The sequence below is a fragment of the Deltaproteobacteria bacterium HGW-Deltaproteobacteria-4 genome, assembly GCA_002841765.1.
In the GTDB taxonomy this organism is placed as follows: domain Bacteria; phylum Desulfobacterota; class Desulfuromonadia; order Desulfuromonadales; family UBA2197; genus UBA2197.
Genome location: PHAV01000007.1, coordinates 99,784 through 119,204 on the forward strand (window position 1 = coordinate 99,784; position 19,421 = coordinate 119,204).

The window sequence follows — 19,421 nt, forward strand, 5'->3', positions numbered from 1 at the left end:
ACAAAAAAGTGAGAATCAATCCCCTTCTAGCTCCGTCGCTGTAAATACCAGTTGATCAATCCATTGGTCGAGGCATCGTGGCTGCTCACACTTGCCGGCGTCACCAGCTCGGGGAGGATGGCGCCGGCGAGCTGTTTACCGAGCTCGACCCCCCATTGATCGAAAGAATTGATCCCCCAGATCACTCCCTGCACAAAGACCTTGTGTTCGTACAGAGCGATCAACATCCCCAGGCTGCGGGGGGTGATCTCTTCGAGAAGCAGGGTGCTGCTCGGCCGGTTGCCGGGGAAGATCCGATGCGGCAGGAGGGCGGCAATGTCGTCTTCCTCCATCCCCGCGGCCGCCATCTCCGCCTGCGCCTCGGCGGCACTTTTGCCGCGCATCAGCGCTTCGGCCTGGGCAAAGACATTGGCGAGGAGGATGGGGTGGTGCGGACCGAGTTGATGATGACTGCGCGCCGGGGCGATGAAGTCGCAGGGGACGAGCTGCGTCCCTTGATGGATGAGCTGGTAAAAGGCGTGCTGCCCGTTCGTCCCCGGCTCGCCCCAAAGGATCGGCCCGGTCGGGTAATCGACGACCTCGCCGCTGCGCGTCACCCGCTTGCCGTTGCTCTCCATCTCCAGCTGTTGCAGGTAGGCGGGGAAACGGTGCAGATACTGATCGTAAGGGAGGACCGCCTGACTCGCCGCCCCCCAAAAGTTGCTGTTCCAGATTCCCAGCAGCGCCATCAGCACCGGGATATTCTTCTCCAGCGGCGCGTTGCGGAAATGTTCATCGACCGCAAAGCCGCCATCGAGGAGCTCCTCGAAGTGATCGTAGCCGATCGACAGGGCGAGGGAGAGACCGACCGCTGACCACAACGAGTAGCGGCCGCCGACCCAGTCCCAGAAGCCAAACATGTTGGCGGGATCGATGCCGAACTCGCGTACCAGCTTTTCGTTGGTCGAGACCGCGACAAAATGGCGGCTGATCTCCTCCATATTTCCCCCCTGGTCGATAAACCAGTTGCGGGCGGAATAAGCATTCGCCAGGGTCTCGTGGGTGGTAAAGGTCTTCGAGACGACAACAAAGAGGGTGGTCTCGGCATGCAGGCCCTTGAGGGTTTCAACCAGATCGCTGGCATCGACATTGGAGACGAAGTGGCTGCGCAGGCCGGAGACGTAGGGGGTGAGGGCGGCGCAGGCCATCTTTGGTCCAAGATCGGAGCCGCCGATGCCGATGTTGACGACATCGGTGATCCGTTTGCTGCTGTAGCCGCGCCAGCCTCCGCTGCGCACCTGCATGCAAAAGCGCCGCATCTCGCCGAGGACATCGCGTACTGCCGGCATGACATCTCCGCCATCGACAATCACCGGCCGTTCGCTGCGATTGCGCAGGGCGGTGTGGAGGACGGCGCGCCCTTCGCTGCTATTGATTTTGGCGCCGTTGAACATGGCATCGCGGTGGATGTCAAGGTTGCGAACTCGGGCGAGCTGGCAGAGCAGCGGCATAGTCTCGGCATCGATGAGCTGTTTGGAGTAGTCGAAGAGGAGCCCGTCAAATTCGACGGAGAAGCGGGCAAAACGATCAGGATCGGCGGCAAAGGCAGCGCGTAGCGAGCGCCCTTCCCAGTTGCGGCGATGTTCGGTCAGGGCCTGCCAGGCCGGCAGTTCAGTCAGATTATCCATGGGGCTCTCCTTTGGGGGGTGAATCATCAATCAAGTTGACCACCTCGACTTTATACACCATACTTGCCCCCTTGTCAGCCGCATCTACCACAAAAACTTGTGTCATTCCCGAAGGAAACTATCATGGCTCTGCCCTCCACGATCTACCGCGTCAGCATCGAACTTGCTGATCTCGATCGTAATCTTTATGAAAAACTCGAAACGACCATTGCCCGTCATCCCTCCGAGACCAATGAACGGCTCATTGCCCGTCTCTTTGCATACGCCCTCTGCTACAGCGAGGATCTGAGCTTTACCAAGGGGATTGCCGCGGCGGATGAGCCGGATCTCTGGACCAAGGAGCCGGATGGGCGGGTGCGGGAATGGATCGAGGTCGGCCTCCCCGACTTCGAACGGCTGCGCAAGGTCAGCCGTCATGCCGAAAAGGTAATGCTGATCGCCAGCGGCAGTGCCAGCGCGTTCTGGCGCTGGCAGGAAGCGATGTTCCCCAGGCTCGCGGTCATCGACAACCTGACGATCCTCGCGCTGGAGCCGGCCTTTGTCGGCCAGATTGTCGCCAAGTTGCAGCGGGCAATTACCTGGTCGCTGACGATCACCGAGGGAAACATCTATCTCACCATCGGCAACGACACGCTCGAATCGCAGATCCTCTTTCTCCAGGGGGAGCGGTGATCATCTGGATCGACGCCGACGCCTGTCCGCGTCTCGCGCGGGAGATCGTTTTCAAGGCGGCCGAGAGGCTGAAGTTGCCGGTCTGTCTCGTCGCCAACCAGCCGATGGGCCGGCATCATTCGTCGCTGATTACTTCGGTGCATGTCCATGGTGGTTTTGATGCCGCCGATGACTATATTGCCCAGCAGGTCGCCCCCGGCGATCTCGTCATCACCGCCGACATTCCCCTCGCTGCCCGCATCGTCAGCGCCGGCGCTCTCGCCATCGACCCGCGTGGCGACCTCTACGACGATTCCAACGTCAACGAACGCCTGTCGATGCGTGATCTCCTCGCCGACCTCCGCAACGACGGCCTCGTTTCCGGCGGCCCGCCTCCCTTTGGTGTGAATGACCGGAAACGCTTTGCGGCGACGCTGGACCGGACTCTGACCCGATTGAATCGACCAGGTTGAACCGGCGCGTCTCTTCTTAATTCACAGGTAACGATTTCCCATGACGACTCGCACCCTCACCCTCAGCGACGGCCGCAGCATTACTTATCACATTCGCCGCTCGCAGCGGGCCAAGCACGTGGGGTTGCGCCTCAGCCGCCAGGCCGGGCTGCAGGTGACGGTGCCGCTCGGCGTCACCCTGGCGCGGGTCGATGCGGTGGTCCTTGCCAAGAGCGTGTGGATCATCAAGCATCTGACCAGTTTCGCCGCCATGCCGCCCGCGCTGCCCGTTCCGACCGCTCCGGCGCCGCTCCCCCTGGGCATCGCGCTGCCGGCCCTCGGCGAGACCTGGACAGTGGCGTACGCGCAGAGCGGGATGTCTGGCGTGCGCGCAGCCACTCTCGCGCCGGGAGAGTTGCAGCTACGCGGCGCGGTGGCAGATGAAGAACTCTGCCGGCGGGTGCTGCGCTTGTGGCTGGCGCAACGCGCCGAGATGACGTTGCTGCCGCAATTGCAGGAGCTGGCCATTGCCGCCGGGTTTCGCTACGTGCGCGGTCAGATCCGCGGGCAGCGCACCCGTTGGGGGAGTTGTTCAGGTCGCGGGACAATTTCCCTCAACTGGCATCTGCTCTTCCTGGCGCCGGAACAGGTGCGTTACGTGCTGCTGCACGAACTCTGTCATACGGTCGAGCTCAACCATTCTCCCCGTTTCTGGCGGTTGCTGCAGCAGCACCAACCCGACTCGGAGGCACTGCGCAAGATTATGCGCCGTGCCTGGCATGAACTGCCGGCGTGGCTGCATGAAGCGCAGCAGCCGCGGAAGGTTGATTGATTCTGCTTTGGGGGGATGGAAGGGAGGGCTTGGGCGTCGATAAGGATTACGGCTCCATCACCGCGAGACCTTCTGCCCTGGCTGCTTGATTGAGCCGATCATCAAACGAGGAGAAAGACAGCGTGAGCTGATCCCTGGTCGCGAGGCGTAGCGCGGCACTGAGATGCACGGCGTCAAAACCGCGCAGGGAGTGGCGTTCGGCCAGGTCGGCGGCGAGTTGTTCGTCGAAATCGAGGGCCACGAGATGTTTCCAGTCTGCCCGGATCGCCTCTTGCAGCCGGCGATAGCTGTCTTGATCAAGATCGCGGCTGTTAAAACGCCGGGTCAGGGCGGAGATCATTTCGGGGAGCGCTACTCGACAGGTGGCGACCATGTCCGCCTTGCCCACCCAGACGCCGACCGCTGCCGAGCCCTCTTCCTCAACATAGAGCTTGACCAGACTGCTGGTGTCGCAATAGAGGATCATCGCCGCTCCGCGATGACGGTTGCCGAAAGGGGATCTCCCTCAATCTTCACTCCGACGAGACCGGCCGGCTTTCCGCCGCTCCACGTCGCCCCCCCTTCCGCCACCAGGCCCAGGACGGCCCGGCGTTCGGGGGTGATGGGGAGGAGCAGTGCCACCTCCCTCCCCCGGTCGGTGACAACGACCTCTTCCCCTTGGCTGGCAAGACCGATGTAGGTGCTCAGATGGGCCTTAAGCTCACGGATTCCGACGGTATGCATGCCGTGTTCCTTTCTTGTCAGTGTATTTGTGTCTACACAATACCACGAATTGTGTACTCAAACAATTTTTGCTCCGTGTGGGCGGTGAGCAGGTTTTATCGCGGGTCTGTCAAGCCTTTCATATAGACAAGTGCTCATATCGAATAGGTAATTTGAATCTGTCACCTAAATACTTCAAGTATTTCTCGGTTTGGTTGTCTATCGGCTCTTCTCCAACAATGATCAGATTCTTAGCATTTTCGCCAGAAGGCCAATATGCGTATTCCAACACTTGTCCTATTGCCTCCCGGATACAAGCTTTTGCTGAACCACAGATCTTAATTTCATAGAAATCAAATTCATTGTTTCGCCTTAGTGCCACGTCAATTTTCTTGCCAAAAATTGATTGCTCGGCTGAAACATTTTCCTTGCCCCATTTATCAATTAGCAATTGGATTAACTTCCCCTGGAGGATAGAGTGCCTTATTTCGAGGTTCACGGACCTTTCTTCAAGTGTGTACTCCTTGGATTGAGGCAACTGACTCGCCTTGGGGTCGAAAACGAATGTAGGTCGTGCATTACTTTGCTCAAATTCGATTATTCCAGAGACTTCTTCTTTCTCGACATAAATGTATGGTGCTAATAATTCGTCAAATGTTGTTAATATCTCAGTATACCCCTCATCACTTTCCTGAATTTTCCCTATGAAAATGAAAGTCCGTGGAACCAGTAAATTAGCAGAAATCTCAACAACAGGGCCTATCGGGCTTCTTGAATTTCTGTGATAATGCCACATGTTGTAATTTGAAAAAAAATGGGGATTTTCTCTGATAAATTGGTTGAGTTTTAGAATCTTTGGAAAGAGTAAGGAAATATCTGGAAGGGTCTGACTGGCTTCGAGAGAAAAGGCTATTCCATATCTAAGTCCTTCATTTTCATCACCGATGTTAAACTGTAGCTCTTTCCGGCCTCCATAATGAAACGCCCAATCGTTGCTGATTGACGCATCTGCAAATATCTCCGATCCGGGTCTCCTGCTAAGCCCTTTCAGCTTTTTCCTTATTTCTTGTAGCCCGCCGATGTTATAGCCATGAGACAATTCGTTTATTTTATGGGCAATTTCGCTAATCATTTTGTTCTCCTTGGATTTTAAGGCATCAAGAAACTCTGGCGGAATTATCGTTTCCTACTTGACCAAAAACATACACTCGTCTCCGGGTCCCACTTTGCCTTGAGTTAGCGCAGCTTTTCCCGCAGGGTCGTTTCATCGAACCTCATAGTAATTGGCACGAGATCGTCCCCCCCTCAAAGACAAAACCGCCCGGACAGCGTGCTGTCGTCGGGCGGTTATGATTTCATCTTCCTGAAATTTTGCATCGAATCCCTCCAGTCGAATCAAGAGGCTCCGATTCTTGTCGATTTCTCATCCCGCTGTCAAAGAAAATCTGGTCGAAATCTCACCCTGTGCCGCCACCGGAACGCAGGACCGACCACCCCCAGCCCCTCCTTAAGCAAGGAGGGGAGCCAAATCGGGCAAACACACAGGTGCGCCCTTGTCTACACCAACGATTTTCGCATTTAGGGGGTTGGGGTTCCCCTTTTTCGCCGCAGCCGGAGCGCGGTGGACGTTTGGCGATAAAGGTGGACAAATGTTTGAGCGCAGCGAGTTTTTGTCCGCCCGCCAAACGTCTGCCGTGCGCAGGGAACCCGCGTAGCGTGCCAGGCGATGGGGTGCTCTTTTCTTGCCTACTTCTTTTGAGCAAGCAAAAGTAAGTAGGGCGTCGTCGGGGGCGCAACCCCCGGAACTTGCCCGGTTACGACCGGTCGGAGCAGGGCGGGCGCATACGATGCGCCCGTACGGGGAACCCACTTACCCTCTATTGCACTATTTTCAATCAGTCAAAAACATGTTAACAATGGAGCCCGTTTGAAAATCAACCGACACAGAAAATCTCTCCAGTAGATAAGGACTCAATAGCATGGACTTCGCAGCGATCGGCCTCAACATCCCCTCCATCCTCCTCCCCAAGCCGGGCACCGACATGAGCAAGTGGGCAGTGATCGCTTGCGACCAGTACACCTCGGAGCCCGAATACTGGGAGAAGGTCAGCGCCACTGTCGGAACGAACCCCTCGACCCTCAATCTGATCTTCCCCGAGGTTTACCTTGAAGAAGCGGAAGCCGATGCCGAGCGTCGCATTGCCGGGATCAACACGACGATGCAGCACTACCTTGATGCCGGCATCCTGCAGGAGGAGGCGCAGCCCGGCTTTATCCTCGTCGACCGCCAGACCTGCGCTGTCCCGTCGCGCAAGGGACTGGTCGTGGCCCTCGATCTCGAAGCCTACGACTACCGCGAGGGGGCAACGACCCTGATTCGTGCCACCGAGGGGACGATCCTCGACCGGTTGCCGCCGCGTATCAAGGTGCGCCAGGGGGCGAGCATCGAGCTCCCGCACATTATGGTCCTCATCGACGACCCGGAGCGGAGCGTCATCGAACCCCTCTTTGCCCGGAATCTCGAACTCGCTTACGATTTTGAGCTGATGGAGAACGGGGGGCATATCAAGGGCTGGCGGGTCAATGACGTGGCCAGTATTGGCCAGGTCGGGGCGGCACTGGCGCAACTTGCCGATCCGGCGCGCTTTGCCGAAAAATATCAGGTGGCGGGGCAGGCACCGGTTCTGTACGCGATGGGGGACGGCAACCACTCCTTTGCCACGGCCAAGGCGATCTGGGAGAAGCTCAAGGCCGAAGCGACGGATCCGGCTGCGATCATGGATCACCCCGCTCGCTACGCCCTGGTTGAACTCGTCAATGTCCACGATCCGGGGCTGGAGTTCGAAGCGATCCACCGGGTGATCTTCAATGCTGATCTGGCAACGATGACGGCGCAGGCTGAAGCGTTCTACACCGCCCAGGGGGCGAGCTTCCGCTGCGAGCGCTGCGTTGATCAGGCGGCCAGCGTCCAAAAGTTACAGACTCTGAAGCAGGCAGGGCGGCACCTCATCCCCTTTGTCGCCGGCGCGGAGTGCGGGCTCTTTGTCATCGACCAGCCTCCCCTGCATCTCGAAGTTGCGACGTTGCAGATTTTCCTTGACCAATTCTTGACCAAAAACCGTGCCGCCCGCATCGACTATATCCACGGCGAGGCGCCGGTCAGCGCTCTCGGCGGTAAAACCGGAAATATCGGTTTCTATCTCCCGGCGATCTCCAAGTACGACTTCTTCAAAACGATCATTCTCGATGGCGCCCTGCCGCGCAAGACCTTCTCTATGGGGGATGCGGACGAAAAGCGTTTCTATCTGGAGTGCCGGCGGATTGTGAGCTGAAAGGGGAGGGGGGCCGAGAGTAACTTTCACTGAGCGTGTAAAACGTCAGGACGTCAAGTCCCTAAATCTGAAATTTGAGATTTAGGGACTTGACGTCTCTGCTTTCTAGCCTATTCTCATCCGTTCGACAATGTTCACTTAAGTCCGGCTCGCTTCAGTCCTTCGATAAGATCCGCCTTGTCCAAAAATCCCATATGCCGGTCGATCTCTTTCCCCTGAGTATCGAACAATACCTGCGTCGGGATCCCCTGAACGCGGAATTTTTGTGCGGCGGTTTCGCTTTCATCGATATCAATGAAGAGGACGTTTGCTTGACTGCGGTACTCTTTTGCCAGTGACTCAAGGATCGGGGCCATCTGTTTGCAGGGAGCACAGGTGCGTGACCCGAGATCGATGATTGTCGGTTTTCCCGAAGAGAGTGCCTGATTGACTGCTGCCGCAGTGGCCGAAGGGAGGTCGGCGTGGGCGGTAACGGTCGTTAGCGTCAGCAGGGCGGCGGCAAGAAATATCCTCCTGCCAGCAGCAGTTTTTCTGGTGTTCTCATGCAAGGATTTACTGTGGGCACAACCTGTTCCTGATACTGCCATGTTCATGGCGCTTCTCCTTTTCTTGATGGTTATTCCTTCGCAATTGACTTCGCAGGGAGGACTCTTGTCGCCGCAGCAGGAACGGTGCGCAGATAAACTCTGCGTACTCTCCGTGCTCAGTCGAACTCGATTTTGTAAAAGAGGTCGACCCCGCTCTCCTCGCCGACCGTCGATTCTGCCTGCCAGCGTTCACTGATGTCGTAGCGCAGGCCGACGACATTGCTGCCGGTAAAGAGGGAGTGACCGAGGCTGATATAGAGTTTGGGGTTGAGGTACTTGCCGACGGTGATCACCGAAGTGGTGAGGTCACCGTCGCCGGATTGAATGTCGATTACATCCAGCCCGACGCGGCGCCGCAGTCGATCCTGCAGCACCGTCGACTCCCCCTTGGCGAGGAGGGCGCCGGCCGCTACCATCAGCAGGTCGGCTTGTCCGGCATCGCTCCCCATCGGCCGGCCGAGGACGATATAGGAAAGGATGTCGGTATCGGGCATCGACGGTTCGGAATAAAGGGTTACTGTCGGCGCACGCGGCGTGCCGCCGACCCGGACTCCGGCCTGGACCTCGCCGGCTTTGCGCAGGGCGAGGATGTCGAGAGTCGGCTGGTCGATAGGGCCGCCGGCAAAGAGGAGGGAGCCGCGACTGATGTCGAGTTTCATGCCGTAGGCGGCATAATCCCCTTGGACAACACTGATCTTGCCGCGACCGTTGATCTCTTCGTTACCGCGGGCGGTGACGATCACCTCGCCGTTGAGGCGGGCGTCGATCCCCCCGAAATCGACCAGCACCCGCTCGCCGAGGAGGAGGCGGACTTCTAGATCGAGATCCAGCGGCCGTTCGCGATCGTCGGTCAGCGGCGCATCGACGATCACGACGTCGGCATGCTGCCGCAGGGGGGCCTTAGTTTGGCGGCCGCGCACCAGCAGTTCGGGGAGCTTGATCTCACCGCGTACTTTGGCTGTTTGTGTAGTGCCGCTGAAGGTGAGGGCGGGGCTGGTGACAATTCGCAACTCCGGGAGATTGAGGGTGAGAAAGCGTTCCCCGTCGAGCTTGCCGCTGAATTCGGCAAGCTGCCAGTTTTGCAGTCGCAGCTCGCCTTCCCCGGTCAGATGTCCGTCCCCTGAAGCAACTTTGACGGCAGAAACGCGCACCTTGTCGTCAACAAAGTCGGCCTTTATGCTCAGGTCGCGGAGGGTAATGCCTGCCTGGGGGAGATACGCCCCTGCGCCGCTCAGCTGCAGATTGCCGGCGAGTGCGGGCCGCTGCCAGCTGCCGGCGACGCGCAGGTCGAGATCGAGATCGCCGTGGCTTTCCCGCAACAGCCCTGGCAGCAGGGTGGTCAGTAATCCCCGCTCACGGAAACGTCCTTTTATTTCACCGCGCAGGGGGCCGGCAGGAATGATGGCGACGGGCAGGGTGGTGGGCAGTGGCAGGGAGAGCTTCCCGGCGATTTCACCATGGTCAACGAGCGTCAAGGCAAGATCGACGTCGAGAGTTTTTTTCTGCCAGCGCCAGGTGACATCGGCATTCCGCAACGCCATGCTCACCTCCCCGCGTTTTTGTTTCCAGGAAAGGACGACGTTATTGCCCGTGCTTTCGCCGACGACTTCGAAGATTCGGCCGGGAAAAAGCTCGGCCGTCAGGGCCCCGGAGAGGCTCCCGCGCATCGCCAGAGTCGGGGGGAGCCAGGGGGCGATGAGCTCGGGACCGAGTCCGTCCCAGTCGAGTTGCAGGGTCAGGCGCTGCGGCAGCGCCAGTTTCCCCGGCTCCGGAGAAGTGAGGCGGGCGGAGACATGGCTCTGCGCTGCGAGATTGAGATCGCACAACGCAGTAAGACCTTTTTCATCCCAGGAAAAGTCGCTTGCCAAGCGCTGGACAGACAGGTTGAGGTCGCCCTGTTCAAGTCGGCCGGCGGCAACAACTTTCCCCTGCAGACGCAGGGCACCATCTTCTTTCCATCTCGCTGTTACGCCGCCGGTGCTGGCTCCGGTCAGTTGCAGCTCCGCTAGCCAGGGGTTGGCGCGGGCCAGTTCCAGATCATCCCACTGGGCGGTCATCTCTCCCGCTCCGTTGCCGCGGTCGTAAATCCCGGCGATTTCAATCCATTCGCTGCGTTCGCTGGTCAGTTCCAGCGGGGAGAAGCGCAGGGTTTTGCCATCGACCAGCAGTGTCACTGGTGCGGCCAGGCGCCAGGCTCCCTGCACCTGTTCTTTCCCGGTCAACTGGAGAATCTTTGCGGACCAGCTTCCGGCCTCATAGCTCCCCGTCGCTTCGACCTGGACCTTCCCCTGCGGCCACGTCAGAGCGAGACCTAGTTGGTGCTCAGCAGGAAGTCCGTCCCCTTCGAATTCGAGCCGATCGAAACTCCAGTTCTGGTAATGGATAACGCTGAGATCGGCGCGAAGGGAGATCGGACTTTTCGGCGTCGGACGTTGCAGACGAAGCGCCCCGTGATTGATGCTCAGCCCGGCATAAGTGAGAGTTGTTCCCTCGCTGTTGACGGCGCCGGTCAGTTCTCCTCCCTGCCAGCGCACCCAGCCGGTTGCTTTCCCGGCTCCAGTGGCGTCGGGTAACAGCTCTTCGAGGTGCTGGAACGCGACAAAGAAGTTCACTCGTTCCTGTAATCGGCCCGCTGCCGTCAGATCGATGCCGTTACCATGGAGTTCGAGGTGGCGCAGGAGTAAATCGTCATCATCCAGCCGGGCCGAAACAGCTCCGGTCAGGGGATGGCCATTGAGGATGCTGTCGTGCAGTTGGGTAGTAAGCTCCAGTTGCAGGGGGGCATCCGGTGGGAGGAGGAGGGTGCTGTTAAGGTTAAAGTTGAGCTGTCCGACCAGGGGGGGGGAGAGGACACCAGGGTTGAGACCTGTCCCCTGCAGGGCTGCCGTCAGGCTAAGGGGGCCGCTCCAGTCGAGATTCAGGGCGCCGGCAAGTTGACCGGCGAGGAGTCGACCATCAAGCTTGCTCAGGGCGAGTTGCTGTCGGTTGCCGGCCAGGCGTCCGGCGAGATGAAGGTCACGCCAGGCGGTACCGCGGTTGCTCAGATCGAACTGACCGCGGTAAGCGTCCGGACTGCCGGTGAGGTCGAGAGAACCGGAGAGGTCCGTGGCAATAGCCGTCTCCGGTGTCAGGTCAACGCCCAGGAGCTGAAGCTGGAGGAGTAGGGGAGTGACGGAGTCGTCGAAGTTGTAGCGTATCCGGCCGCGCACCTCGCCGGCGGCGACGCTGCGGGAAAGGAGGAGGTTTCGGAGTTCGACCCCGGCGGTGGCGAGGCCGAGGTCGGAGTTGAGGTGGACTCTCCCCTGCTGCGTCGTGTGGAGATCGAGAACCAGAGGGCCGGCCAGGACCTCCTCACCCTTTCCGGCCGAGAGGTTAAGGGTCAGATCAATCTTCTCCAACCCGGTGCTCGCGTCGAAGTCTTCCCCGTGCAGGCGAAGGGCAAGAGCGGGAGTAACCATCCCCGCCGTCACTTCGCCGGAAAGAGAGCCGTAGGAGGTGCGGGCCTGCAGGGCGGAGAGGCGCAGGATACCGTCACGCCAGTCGAGGCGTCCGCTTAGCGGTCCAAGTTGCAGCGCTTCAGCTTCGGGGCGATGAATGACCACGCCGGCCAGTTGCAGTGAAGCGATACTTACATGCAGGCGGCGCGGCAGACTGGAGACGCGGGGCCATTGCAGCGGCTTTTTATCTTTTTTAACAATTCCGGCTGGGTCGGGCGCAAGATGGATGACCATCTCCCCCAGGGTGAGTTCTTCGATCGTCAATTCGGCGTGGAGAAGTTGCCGTGGCTGCCAGCGCAGGCGCAGTGTCGGGGTTTCGGCTTCGCCGCCGGGCCAGCGCACCTTGACCCCGTCGAGGCGCAGTTCGTCAATCAGTCGTCCGGAGAGCATCTCGACTTCGATCGTCAGCGGCGACCAGCGGTTGACACCGGCCAGCAGGGCGCGGCTGCCGGAATCGCTGCCGACCAGCCATGCCCCGGCGCCGAAAAGGACAAGAGCCAGCAGCAGGAGGGTCAGCGCCGCATATTTGAGCACAGTCGTCACCATCCGAACCCCACGCTGAGATGGAGGCGATAGGACGGGTCAGTCACTCCGACCTGGCGGGCGATATCGATTTTGACCGGGCCAATGACAGTGTAACGCCGCACCCCGATCCCGACACCACTGGCCCATTCGATATCGGTGAGGACATTAAAGGCGTTGCCGAGATCGAAGAAGGTCGCCACTCCCCAGTCTTCGCCGAAGGGGACCTCAAGTTCGATGCTGCCGACCGCGAGATGTTCGCCGCCGACCACCTGTCCGTCGGCATCAGTGGGGCCGAGGCTTTGATAGGCATAGCCGCGCACACTTTGATCGCCGCCGGCAAAAAAACGCAACGATGCCGGAATCTCAGCCAAAGGTTCGTTCTTGAGAGTTGTTCCCCCTTGGGCGCGCAGCAGCAGTTTTAACTGCCACGGCAGCGGGATGATAGTATTTCCTGAAGCGAGAAATTGCAGTAATCCCGTATCCGAACCGAGCGATTGATGGCCGCCGCGGACTTCCAGGCTGTAGCGGAAACCCTTTTTCGGTCGGATTGGATCGGCATAGAGATTGTGCCGGAAACGGATGCCGGGGATGATCATGCGGGAACGGTCGTCCTGTGCAGCGACAATGTAATCCTCTTGCAACAGCCGCAGGTAGACAGAGCCGATCCGCCCGCCACTGAAGCCGCGTTGTTCTTCGATCTCGGCGAAGAGAGAACGGGTTTCATAGCTTTTCAGATTTTCGCGCACGAATCCACTGCGCAGGGCGGTTTGGGATTCAATATTCGTCAGTCCGGGGACGATATAATTGGCGGTGAGGGATTGGTGGCGTTCGGCGAGACTCAAGTCGGCAACGAACTCGTGGCCGCGGTGAAGGACGTTCAGGTCGCGATAGTTGAGGGAGGTGCGGGCGCCGGTGTCCGTACCGTAACCGATCCCCGGCCGTAGACGCCGGCGCGCGGCCGGGACGAGTTTGATCTCGATCGGCACCCGGAACTCCTCGCTCAGGGTTTTTTGCGGGGTGATGATCACTTCGCGGAAGCGGTCGGAGTCGAGAAAGTTGAGTTGCGTCTGGCCGAGGCGGGGATAGCTGAAGACCTCCCCTTCACTAAAGGAGAGATAGCGCCGGAGAAAGGGAGCCGGGTAAACGTCCCCCCCCTGGATAAAGGCTTTGCCGAAGTAATAGCGTTCGCCGGTCGCGAGTTCGAGGTCGATTTCAGCGCGGCGTTCCTGTTGGTGCAAACGGATCTGATGGACCTTGAAGTCGGCGTCAAGATAACCGCGGTCAAGGACGCGCGCTTTGAGGGTTCCCTTGGCTTGATCGTAGAGATCCTGCCGCAGCACCTCGCCAACACGCAGGGGGAAGTCGGCGACCAGTCGCTGCAAACGCGGCTCGCTTTCCCCTGGACCGCTCAGGTGCACCGCAACCGACGTTGTCCGCACCGGTTCCCCCGGCAGCACTGTGACCTCAAGGAGGTAGCGACCCGGCGCGGTCATCTGCCGCTGCACACTGACTTCCGCATCATAATAGCCGAAAGGCTCAAGGGCCTGGCGGACCCGTTTCGGAATCTGCTCTTCGAAACGCTCCAGCCACAACGGCTCGACCTGCCCCTGCTCCACCAGTCCCGGAGGAAGGACCAGGGCGGCGTGGACGTTGGCCAGGGCTTCTTCTCCGCTGACGCCGCTAACGTTAATCTCCAGAGGGTCGGCAGCGTGGACGGTAGCGCTCAGCAGGAAGAGGAACAAAAGAGTCAGCGCCCGACAGCGCCACCGTCGGAGCAGCAACGTCGGCAAGAAGTCTGCTCTAATTCGGGGTGAAAAGTTTCTCATCGGCAATCTACACTCGTTCCCTGGCCAGCTTACGTGCTTCTGCAACGAGAACATCGGCGAGCTGCGCAGCCGGCACCTTGGCGATGATCTCTCCTTTACAAAAAAGCAGACCTTCTCCCCGGCCGCCGGCGATGCCGATATCCGCTTCCCGCGCTTCCCCGGGGCCGTTGACCGCGCAGCCCATCACCGCCACGGTGATCGCGGCCGGTAGATCAGCGAGGCGCCGCTCCACCTCTTCGGCGACAGGAATGAGATCAATCTGGCAGCGGCCGCAGGTCGGGCAGCTGACAAAGGTCGGGCCGCGCTGGCGGAGCCCGAGGCTCTTGAGGATCTCCCAGCCGACCTTGACCTCTTCCACCGGATCGCCGGTGAGGGAGACACGCAAGGTCTCACCGAGTCCGTCGTAAAGGAGGATGCCGAGGCCGACACTGCTCTTGATCGTCCCCGCCCAGGTCGTCCCGGCTTCGGTAATGCCGATGTGCAACGGGTAGTCGACCTGCGACCCAAGGAGGCGGTAAGCTTCAACGGTGCGTTGAATATTCGAGGCTTTGAGGCTGACCTTGATCTCTCGATAGTTGAGCTCTTCGAGGGTGTGGATATGGCCGAGAGCACTGGCTACCATTGCTTCGGCGGTCGGATGACCGTATTTGACGAGAAGTTCCTTCTCCAGCGAGCCGCCATTGACGCCGATACGGATCGGAATCTGTTTTTCGCGGCAGGCAGCCACGACTTCCTCGACCTTCCAGCGTTCACCAATATTTCCGGGATTGAGACGCAGGCCGGCAACGCCGCTGGCAAGGGAGGAAAGTGCGAGTTTGTAGTCGAAGTGGATATCGGCGATGACCGGCAGGGGCGAATCCCGGCAGATAGCCGTCAGCGCCTCAGCCGCCTGTTGATCAGGAACAGCACAGCGGATGATCTCGCAACCGACTGCCGCAAGGCGGACAATCTGGGCAAGGGTGGCAACCACATCGCGGGTATCGGTATTGGTCATCGACTGCACCGCAACCGGGGCGTTGCCGCCAATGGCAACATTCCCGATGTGTATCTGGCGGGTGAGACGGGGCATGTGAAAGGCTCCTTATAATTACTCGACAGTGTAGCGCAGTGGTAGCCGATGAGCAACGAACAAAAGTCTTTTCGTTGGGTCGAATGGTGGTGAAATCCGTATCAGTTGGTAGTGTTTTGTCAGGGGAGGACTTGTGAAGATTAATGTGCCGCCTGCATATATTCCGCCAGTCGGGGAATAAAGTGAAGTCTCCTATTTTCTTGAAATTTAGATGGAATGCTGGTAGAGAATAAAAATTGTTTCTCTATTGTGTTTTTTAGTTTTAACGTAGGTACGGGTACCCCGTCTCCTGGCCGGCGGGTGGCGCTGGTGATCATTTTTAATTCAGTGAAAAAAAGGGGAAGTCAGATATGTTCAAGAGATACTGCCAAATTTCTTTACTTGCCGGGGGACTGGCTCTTCTGGTTGCCGGAAACGCCACAGCGACTAACCGTCCCGGCACATTTACCTTGACGCCGCAAGCGGGGGTGATGGTCTTTGAAGGAAATCAGAATCTTGAGTCCGGTCCTACTGGTGGTCTTGCCCTCGGCTACAATTTTGACAGCCACTGGGGCGCAGAAGGCGTATTGACTTTTACCCGCACGGACCAAAAGGCGGGCGGAGATGACGCCATGATTACCGCGGCGCACCTTGACCTGCTTTATCACTTTCGTCCGCAGGAACGTCTGGTCCCTTATCTCTCTGTCGCGCTCGGCGGGATTCAACTGGAGGATGACGAAGACCTGCTCGCCGGCTATGGCGTTGGTGTTAAATACTTCCTGTCCGAAGATGTGGCGCTGCGTCTTGACCTGAAACATTTGCTTGACATCAATGTTCGTGATGTCGACAAGAAGCGTGATTATTACAACCTGCTGGCTGCTACCGCCGGCGTCTCTTTTCAATTCGGCGGAGCGCCGAAGGCAGCGGTAATCACAGACCGCGACGCTGACGGTGTCGCCGACGCCATCGATCGCTGCCCTGACACACGGACCGGCGTAACTGTGGATGAAACGGGCTGTCCTTTGCCGGAAGCTCCGGAGAAAATTGCGGACAGCGACGGAGATGGTGTCGCTGACAATCTTGACCTCTGTCCTGGCACTGCCGCTGGCATCGCCGTCGATGCAAAAGGCTGTCCGGTCGTGATCGATACGGATCGTGACGGCGTGGTTGATGCTCTGGACGTTTGTCCTGACACCCCGGCCAAGACTGTAGTTGATGCCCGCGGCTGTCCGGCGCAAGTCTCTCTCGTCACTGCATTACCTGAACCGGTGATGACTTTTTATCTGGATTTCCCGTCGAACGAGTATGAAGTCCGCTCTGAATTTACTGCAGAGCTGCAGAGGATAGCTGATTTTATCAAGGCTCGCCCCGGCCAGCGCTTTATCATCGAAGGACACACCGACAGCGTTGGCAGTGATGCGAGTAATATGAGGCTTTCTGCCCAGCGCGCAGAAAATGTCAAAGCCTATCTGGTAGAAAGAATGGGGATTCCAGCTTTCCTGCTCGATGCCCGTGGTTTCGGGGAGAACTCTCCCATCGCCGATAATAGTACACAGGAAGGCCGACAGCAGAATCGCCGCATTGTTATTATTGCAGCGCCTCTAAATAGGTTTAAATAGGTTACGAGACAAGCGCCCCGAACACGTTGTGTGTTCGGGGCGCTTGTCTGGAAACACTCTCTCCTACCGCTTTATTTTCGCGTGACCCCCAGTTCCCTTTGCACAACATTACACTGCAGTACCTCAATTGCTACCCCTTGCCTTAGAAGCTCTCCTTCCCGTAGGACGATAATCTCCTCTGCCCAGTTGCGAACAAAGTCGACATCGTGCGTGGCGATGATCAGGGTGACGCCGTGCTCTCCAAGGTCGTTGAGGGTGGCAATGAGGTCGTGAGTCATGATTGCATCGAGGCCGGCGAAGGGTTCATCGAGAACGATGACTTCGGGCTGCATGGCGAGGATGCCGGCAATGCAGGCGCGTTTTTTCTGGCCGTAGGAGAGGTCGTGAACCGGGCGCTCCAATAGAGCCGTGAGGTCAAGGAGTTCCAGGGCGCGTTCGACGCGGCTGCGGACTTCCACTTCCGGCAGGCCGAGATTCATCGGGCCGAAGGAGACATCTTCGTAAAGGCTGGCGGAGAAGAGTTGGTGGTCGGGATCCTGAAAGATCATGCCGACGGCCTGTCGCAGTTGCAAAAGGCTAGCCCTGTCGTAGCGCAGGCGGTTGCCGGCAAAGAGGATTTCGCCGCTTTGCGGTCGCTGCAAGCCATTGAGCAGGGCAAAGAGCGAGGTCTTTCCCGAGCCGTTGCGCCCCATGACGGCGGTGCGCTGGCCGCGGGCAAAAGTGACGGAGAGATCTTTCAGGGCGGTCACGGCACCGGGATAGGTGAAGGTGACGTTTTGCAGGGAAAGGATGGCCGTGCTCATGGCTGTACCTGCCAGGCCAAAAGAATAAAGGTCCATCCCAGGGTTCCGGCGCCGAGAAGCTGCCACCGCGACAAGTGCCGGTGCGGACTCAAAAAGCGCAGTTCCTGATCGTAGCCCCGCGCCAGCAAGGCCTGATGATTGTGGCGGGCGCGCACGATGGTCTTGATGAGGATATTGCCGGCGAGTTCGGCGGTTGAGCGCCATGAAACCTTAAATGAGCGATAACCGAGGCGGGCTTCCTGGGCCGTGTGGATCTGGCTGAAGGCATCAAGGAGGATAAAGATCTGGCGATAAGCGATGACCATCAGTTCGACAAAGAGGCGGGGGAGTCCGAGCGTTCGCAGCAGTCCGGCGATTTCACTCAACGGTGTTGTCAGGGCGAAAAAGAGGAGGGTGCAGAGGGCTCCGAGGGAGCGGGAAAAGACCAGTTGCACCAGAGGGAGTTCGGAGAGGTTCAGGCCGATCGTCAGTTCGCTGGCCGGTAGCTGCAGCAAGGGGAGGGAGGTTGGCGAGAAGGTGACGAGGAGCAGGAGAGAGCTCCAGCCCAGAAAAACGAGCGGCACGGCCAGCAAACGCAGGTAGCCGCGCCAGGGGATGCCGGCGCCAAAGAGGGTCAGGCTGCTTATGCTCAGGGCGATCAGTAGCGGAATGGTGGGATGACGACTGAGCAGTGCCGCAATCAGGGTCAAAAGAACCAGCAGTCCTTTGACCCCGGGGTGAATCTGTCGCCAGCGATTGCCGTGCGCGTAGGAGTCAATGCGCACGGTCGTTCACGTTGGCCGGAGAGGGTGTGGTTCTTTTTCCCCGCACATATCCGGCATAATAACCGATGACGCCAGCGCCAAGGGCCGCCTGCAACGCAAAGAGAAGGCTTTCGATCTCGCCGCTGGGGGGGGTAAAGAGCGACTCGAACCACGGCTGATAGTCGGGAGCAATCTTCTCGATGACTCCTTGTGCCTGGTTATCCGTCCCGGTAAAGATCTCAATCTGCCCTCTGTCGGAGCCGACCCCGGGGGTTTTGACGGTCAGCAGCGGGACGAGGGTGAGGAGGACGAACGCGGCCAGGAGTAATGAGTTCTTCAATGTTCCGCTCATAACCGTCCCTCGCTGCGGGTGAGATGAAAACCGAGTTGCGCAAGTTCGTTGCCGCTGTACTTTTGCATGAAGTTGAAGATGAGGACGGTGAGAAATCCTTCGCTGAGTGCCAGGGGGATCTGGGTGACAGCAAAGACGCCGAGAAATTTGAGCAGAGAGGCACTGATGCCACCCAAGGGATCCGGAAAGGCCAAAGCCAGCTGCAGGGCGGTGGTGCCGTAGGTCGCCAGATCGGCCAGGCTGGCTGCAGCAAAGACCGTCAAGCTGAGGGACAGGTCCAGCTTTTTTCCGAGGCGATAAATGCCGTAACCGACCAGCGGCCCGACCACTCCCATGGAGAAGATATTGGCGCCGAGGGTCGTCAAGCCGCCGTGCGCGAGGAGGAGCGCCTGAAAAAGGAGGACGATCGCCGCGACCGGTGCCATCGCCAACGGTCCGAAAAGGATGGCGCCGAGGCCGGTGCCGGTCGGATGTGAACAGCTGCCGGTGAGGGAGGGGAGCTTCAGGGCCGAGAGGATAAAGGTGAAGGCGGTCGCAACGCCGAGGAGCATCTTGACTTCAGGCTGCTCTTTGACGGCTTTGTTAATCGAACGCAGGCCAACGCCGACACAGACAACGGCAACAGCGCCCCAGGTGACAGCGTGCGTCGCCGGCAGGAACCCTTCCATGATATGCATCTTTAGCCCCTCCCGGAGAAAGGAGCGTACAGGGGGCTGGTGGCGGTCAAGGACGATGTCGAGGGGGATAGAACAAAGAAAAGTGACAACTGTGGCATGGATGGAGAC

At 58.9% G+C, this 19,421-nt stretch carries 17 protein-coding genes; 5 read left to right on the forward strand and 12 right to left on the reverse strand.

Features of this window, described 5'->3' with window-relative positions:
• Positions 1-26: 26 nt before the first annotated feature.
• Positions 27-1,667, reverse strand: a complete 1,641-nt coding sequence (locus tag CVU69_06415; GenBank protein ID PKN12663.1) for a glucose-6-phosphate isomerase — start codon at positions 1,665-1,667, stop codon at positions 27-29.
• A 123-nt stretch (positions 1,668-1,790) separates the two neighbouring features.
• On the opposite strand from CVU69_06415, the gene CVU69_06420 reads away from it, so the two are divergent.
• Genes CVU69_06420 through CVU69_06430 form a run of 3 tightly spaced genes read left to right on the forward strand, consistent with a single transcriptional unit; the run spans position 1,791 to position 3,602 of the window.
• The gene (locus CVU69_06420; GenBank protein PKN12664.1) at positions 1,791-2,339 is read left to right on the forward strand and encodes a hypothetical protein; all 549 of its coding nucleotides are present in this window, start codon (positions 1,791-1,793) and stop codon (positions 2,337-2,339) included.
• Complete coding sequence (locus CVU69_06425) at positions 2,336-2,791, forward strand: YaiI/YqxD family protein (protein PKN12665.1); 456 nt, start codon at positions 2,336-2,338, stop codon at positions 2,789-2,791. The genes CVU69_06420 and CVU69_06425 overlap by 4 nt, the downstream gene beginning before the upstream one ends.
• A gap of 40 nt (positions 2,792-2,831) precedes the next feature.
• Entirely contained in the window at positions 2,832-3,602 is a 771-nt protein-coding gene (locus tag CVU69_06430) for a M48 family peptidase (GenBank protein PKN12666.1), read from the forward strand.
• 46 nt (positions 3,603-3,648) lie between these two features.
• Here CVU69_06430 and CVU69_06435 read toward each other — a convergent pair whose 3' ends face one another.
• From CVU69_06435 to CVU69_06445, 3 genes are all read right to left on the reverse strand, one after another.
• Positions 3,649-4,068 (reverse strand): VapC toxin family PIN domain ribonuclease, encoded by a 420-nt coding sequence (locus CVU69_06435; protein ID PKN12667.1) that lies wholly within the window; start codon positions 4,066-4,068, stop codon positions 3,649-3,651.
• Positions 4,065-4,325 carry a type II toxin-antitoxin system prevent-host-death family antitoxin gene (locus CVU69_06440; protein PKN12668.1) on the reverse strand — a complete coding sequence of 87 codons (261 nt, stop codon included), beginning with the start codon at positions 4,323-4,325 and terminating at the stop codon, positions 4,065-4,067. Before CVU69_06440 ends, CVU69_06435 begins: the two co-directional genes overlap by 4 nt.
• A gap of 118 nt (positions 4,326-4,443) precedes the next feature.
• Positions 4,444-5,436, reverse strand: a complete 993-nt coding sequence (locus CVU69_06445) for a hypothetical protein (protein ID PKN12669.1) — start codon at positions 5,434-5,436, stop codon at positions 4,444-4,446.
• Positions 5,437-6,283: 847 nt separating this feature from the next.
• Here CVU69_06445 and CVU69_06450 point away from each other — a divergent pair.
• The gene (locus CVU69_06450) at positions 6,284-7,636 is read left to right on the forward strand and encodes a DUF1015 domain-containing protein (GenBank protein PKN12670.1); all 1,353 of its coding nucleotides are present in this window, start codon (positions 6,284-6,286) and stop codon (positions 7,634-7,636) included.
• A gap of 134 nt (positions 7,637-7,770) precedes the next feature.
• Here CVU69_06450 and CVU69_06455 read toward each other — a convergent pair whose 3' ends face one another.
• The 4 genes from CVU69_06455 to CVU69_06470 all read right to left on the reverse strand — a co-directional run bounded on the left by CVU69_06455 (position 7,771) and on the right by CVU69_06470 (position 15,140).
• Positions 7,771-8,223: a thioredoxin gene (locus tag CVU69_06455; GenBank protein ID PKN12708.1), complete on the reverse strand. Its 453-nt coding sequence runs from the start codon at positions 8,221-8,223 to the stop codon at positions 7,771-7,773.
• A gap of 116 nt (positions 8,224-8,339) precedes the next feature.
• Entirely contained in the window at positions 8,340-12,266 is a 3,927-nt protein-coding gene (locus CVU69_06460; protein ID PKN12671.1) for a hypothetical protein, read from the reverse strand.
• Positions 12,260-13,987, reverse strand: coding sequence for an outer membrane protein assembly factor (locus CVU69_06465; GenBank protein ID PKN12672.1), 1,728 nt, complete (start codon positions 13,985-13,987; stop codon positions 12,260-12,262). Before CVU69_06465 ends, CVU69_06460 begins: the two co-directional genes overlap by 7 nt.
• Positions 13,988-14,078: 91 nt before the next feature.
• The gene (locus CVU69_06470; protein ID PKN12673.1) at positions 14,079-15,140 is read right to left on the reverse strand and encodes a 4-hydroxy-3-methylbut-2-en-1-yl diphosphate synthase; all 1,062 of its coding nucleotides are present in this window, start codon (positions 15,138-15,140) and stop codon (positions 14,079-14,081) included.
• A gap of 350 nt (positions 15,141-15,490) precedes the next feature.
• Here CVU69_06470 and CVU69_06475 point away from each other — a divergent pair, with 350 nt between their 5' ends.
• On the forward strand, positions 15,491-16,738 hold the full coding sequence (locus tag CVU69_06475) for a hypothetical protein (protein ID PKN12674.1): 1,248 nt from the start codon (positions 15,491-15,493) through the stop codon (positions 16,736-16,738).
• A gap of 71 nt (positions 16,739-16,809) precedes the next feature.
• On the opposite strand, the gene CVU69_06480 is transcribed toward CVU69_06475, so the two are convergent.
• The 4 genes from CVU69_06480 to CVU69_06495 are packed head-to-tail and all read right to left on the reverse strand — an operon-like array spanning position 16,810 to position 19,313.
• The gene (locus CVU69_06480; protein PKN12675.1) at positions 16,810-17,745 is read right to left on the reverse strand and encodes an energy-coupling factor ABC transporter ATP-binding protein; all 936 of its coding nucleotides are present in this window, start codon (positions 17,743-17,745) and stop codon (positions 16,810-16,812) included.
• Entirely contained in the window at positions 17,538-18,305 is a 768-nt protein-coding gene (gene cbiQ / locus CVU69_06485) for a cobalt ECF transporter T component CbiQ (GenBank protein PKN12676.1), read from the reverse strand. Before cbiQ ends, CVU69_06480 begins: the two co-directional genes overlap by 208 nt.
• Positions 18,295-18,636, reverse strand: a complete 342-nt coding sequence (locus CVU69_06490; GenBank protein ID PKN12677.1) for an energy-coupling factor ABC transporter substrate-binding protein — start codon at positions 18,634-18,636, stop codon at positions 18,295-18,297. Before CVU69_06490 ends, cbiQ begins: the two co-directional genes overlap by 11 nt.
• A complete protein-coding gene (locus CVU69_06495) occupies positions 18,633-19,313 on the reverse strand; it encodes a cobalamin biosynthesis protein CbiM (protein PKN12678.1) in 681 nt (226 codons plus the stop codon). The genes CVU69_06490 and CVU69_06495 overlap by 4 nt, the downstream gene beginning before the upstream one ends.
• Positions 19,314-19,421 lie beyond the last annotated feature (108 nt).

What these genes read in the sequence shown, in the direction of transcription:
- CVU69_06470 (PKN12673.1), bottom strand. Translation starts at nt 15,140, where the DNA reads ATGCCCCGTCTCACCCGCCAGATACACATCGGGAATGTTGCCATTGGC.
- CVU69_06455 (PKN12708.1), bottom strand. Translation starts at nt 8,223, where the DNA reads ATGGCAGTATCAGGAACAGGTTGTGCCCACAGTAAATCCTTGCATGAG.
- CVU69_06475 (PKN12674.1), top strand. Translation starts at nt 15,491, where the DNA reads ATGTTCAAGAGATACTGCCAAATTTCTTTACTTGCCGGGGGACTGGCT.
- CVU69_06490 (PKN12677.1), bottom strand. Translation starts at nt 18,636, where the DNA reads ATGAGCGGAACATTGAAGAACTCATTACTCCTGGCCGCGTTCGTCCTC.
- CVU69_06460 (PKN12671.1), bottom strand. Translation starts at nt 12,266, where the DNA reads ATGGTGACGACTGTGCTCAAATATGCGGCGCTGACCCTCCTGCTGCTG.
- CVU69_06480 (PKN12675.1), bottom strand. Translation starts at nt 17,745, where the DNA reads ATGGCGCTCAACCGCCGAACTCGCCGGCAATATCCTCATCAAGACCAT.
- CVU69_06450 (PKN12670.1), top strand. Translation starts at nt 6,284, where the DNA reads ATGGACTTCGCAGCGATCGGCCTCAACATCCCCTCCATCCTCCTCCCC.
- CVU69_06495 (PKN12678.1), bottom strand. Translation starts at nt 19,313, where the DNA reads ATGCATATCATGGAAGGGTTCCTGCCGGCGACGCACGCTGTCACCTGG.
- CVU69_06445 (PKN12669.1), bottom strand. Translation starts at nt 5,436, where the DNA reads ATGATTAGCGAAATTGCCCATAAAATAAACGAATTGTCTCATGGCTAT.
- CVU69_06415 (PKN12663.1), bottom strand. Translation starts at nt 1,667, where the DNA reads ATGGATAATCTGACTGAACTGCCGGCCTGGCAGGCCCTGACCGAACAT.
- CVU69_06420 (PKN12664.1), top strand. Translation starts at nt 1,791, where the DNA reads ATGGCTCTGCCCTCCACGATCTACCGCGTCAGCATCGAACTTGCTGAT.
- CVU69_06430 (PKN12666.1), top strand. Translation starts at nt 2,832, where the DNA reads ATGACGACTCGCACCCTCACCCTCAGCGACGGCCGCAGCATTACTTAT.
- CVU69_06440 (PKN12668.1), bottom strand. Translation starts at nt 4,325, where the DNA reads ATGCATACCGTCGGAATCCGTGAGCTTAAGGCCCATCTGAGCACCTAC.
- CVU69_06435 (PKN12667.1), bottom strand. Translation starts at nt 4,068, where the DNA reads ATGATCCTCTATTGCGACACCAGCAGTCTGGTCAAGCTCTATGTTGAG.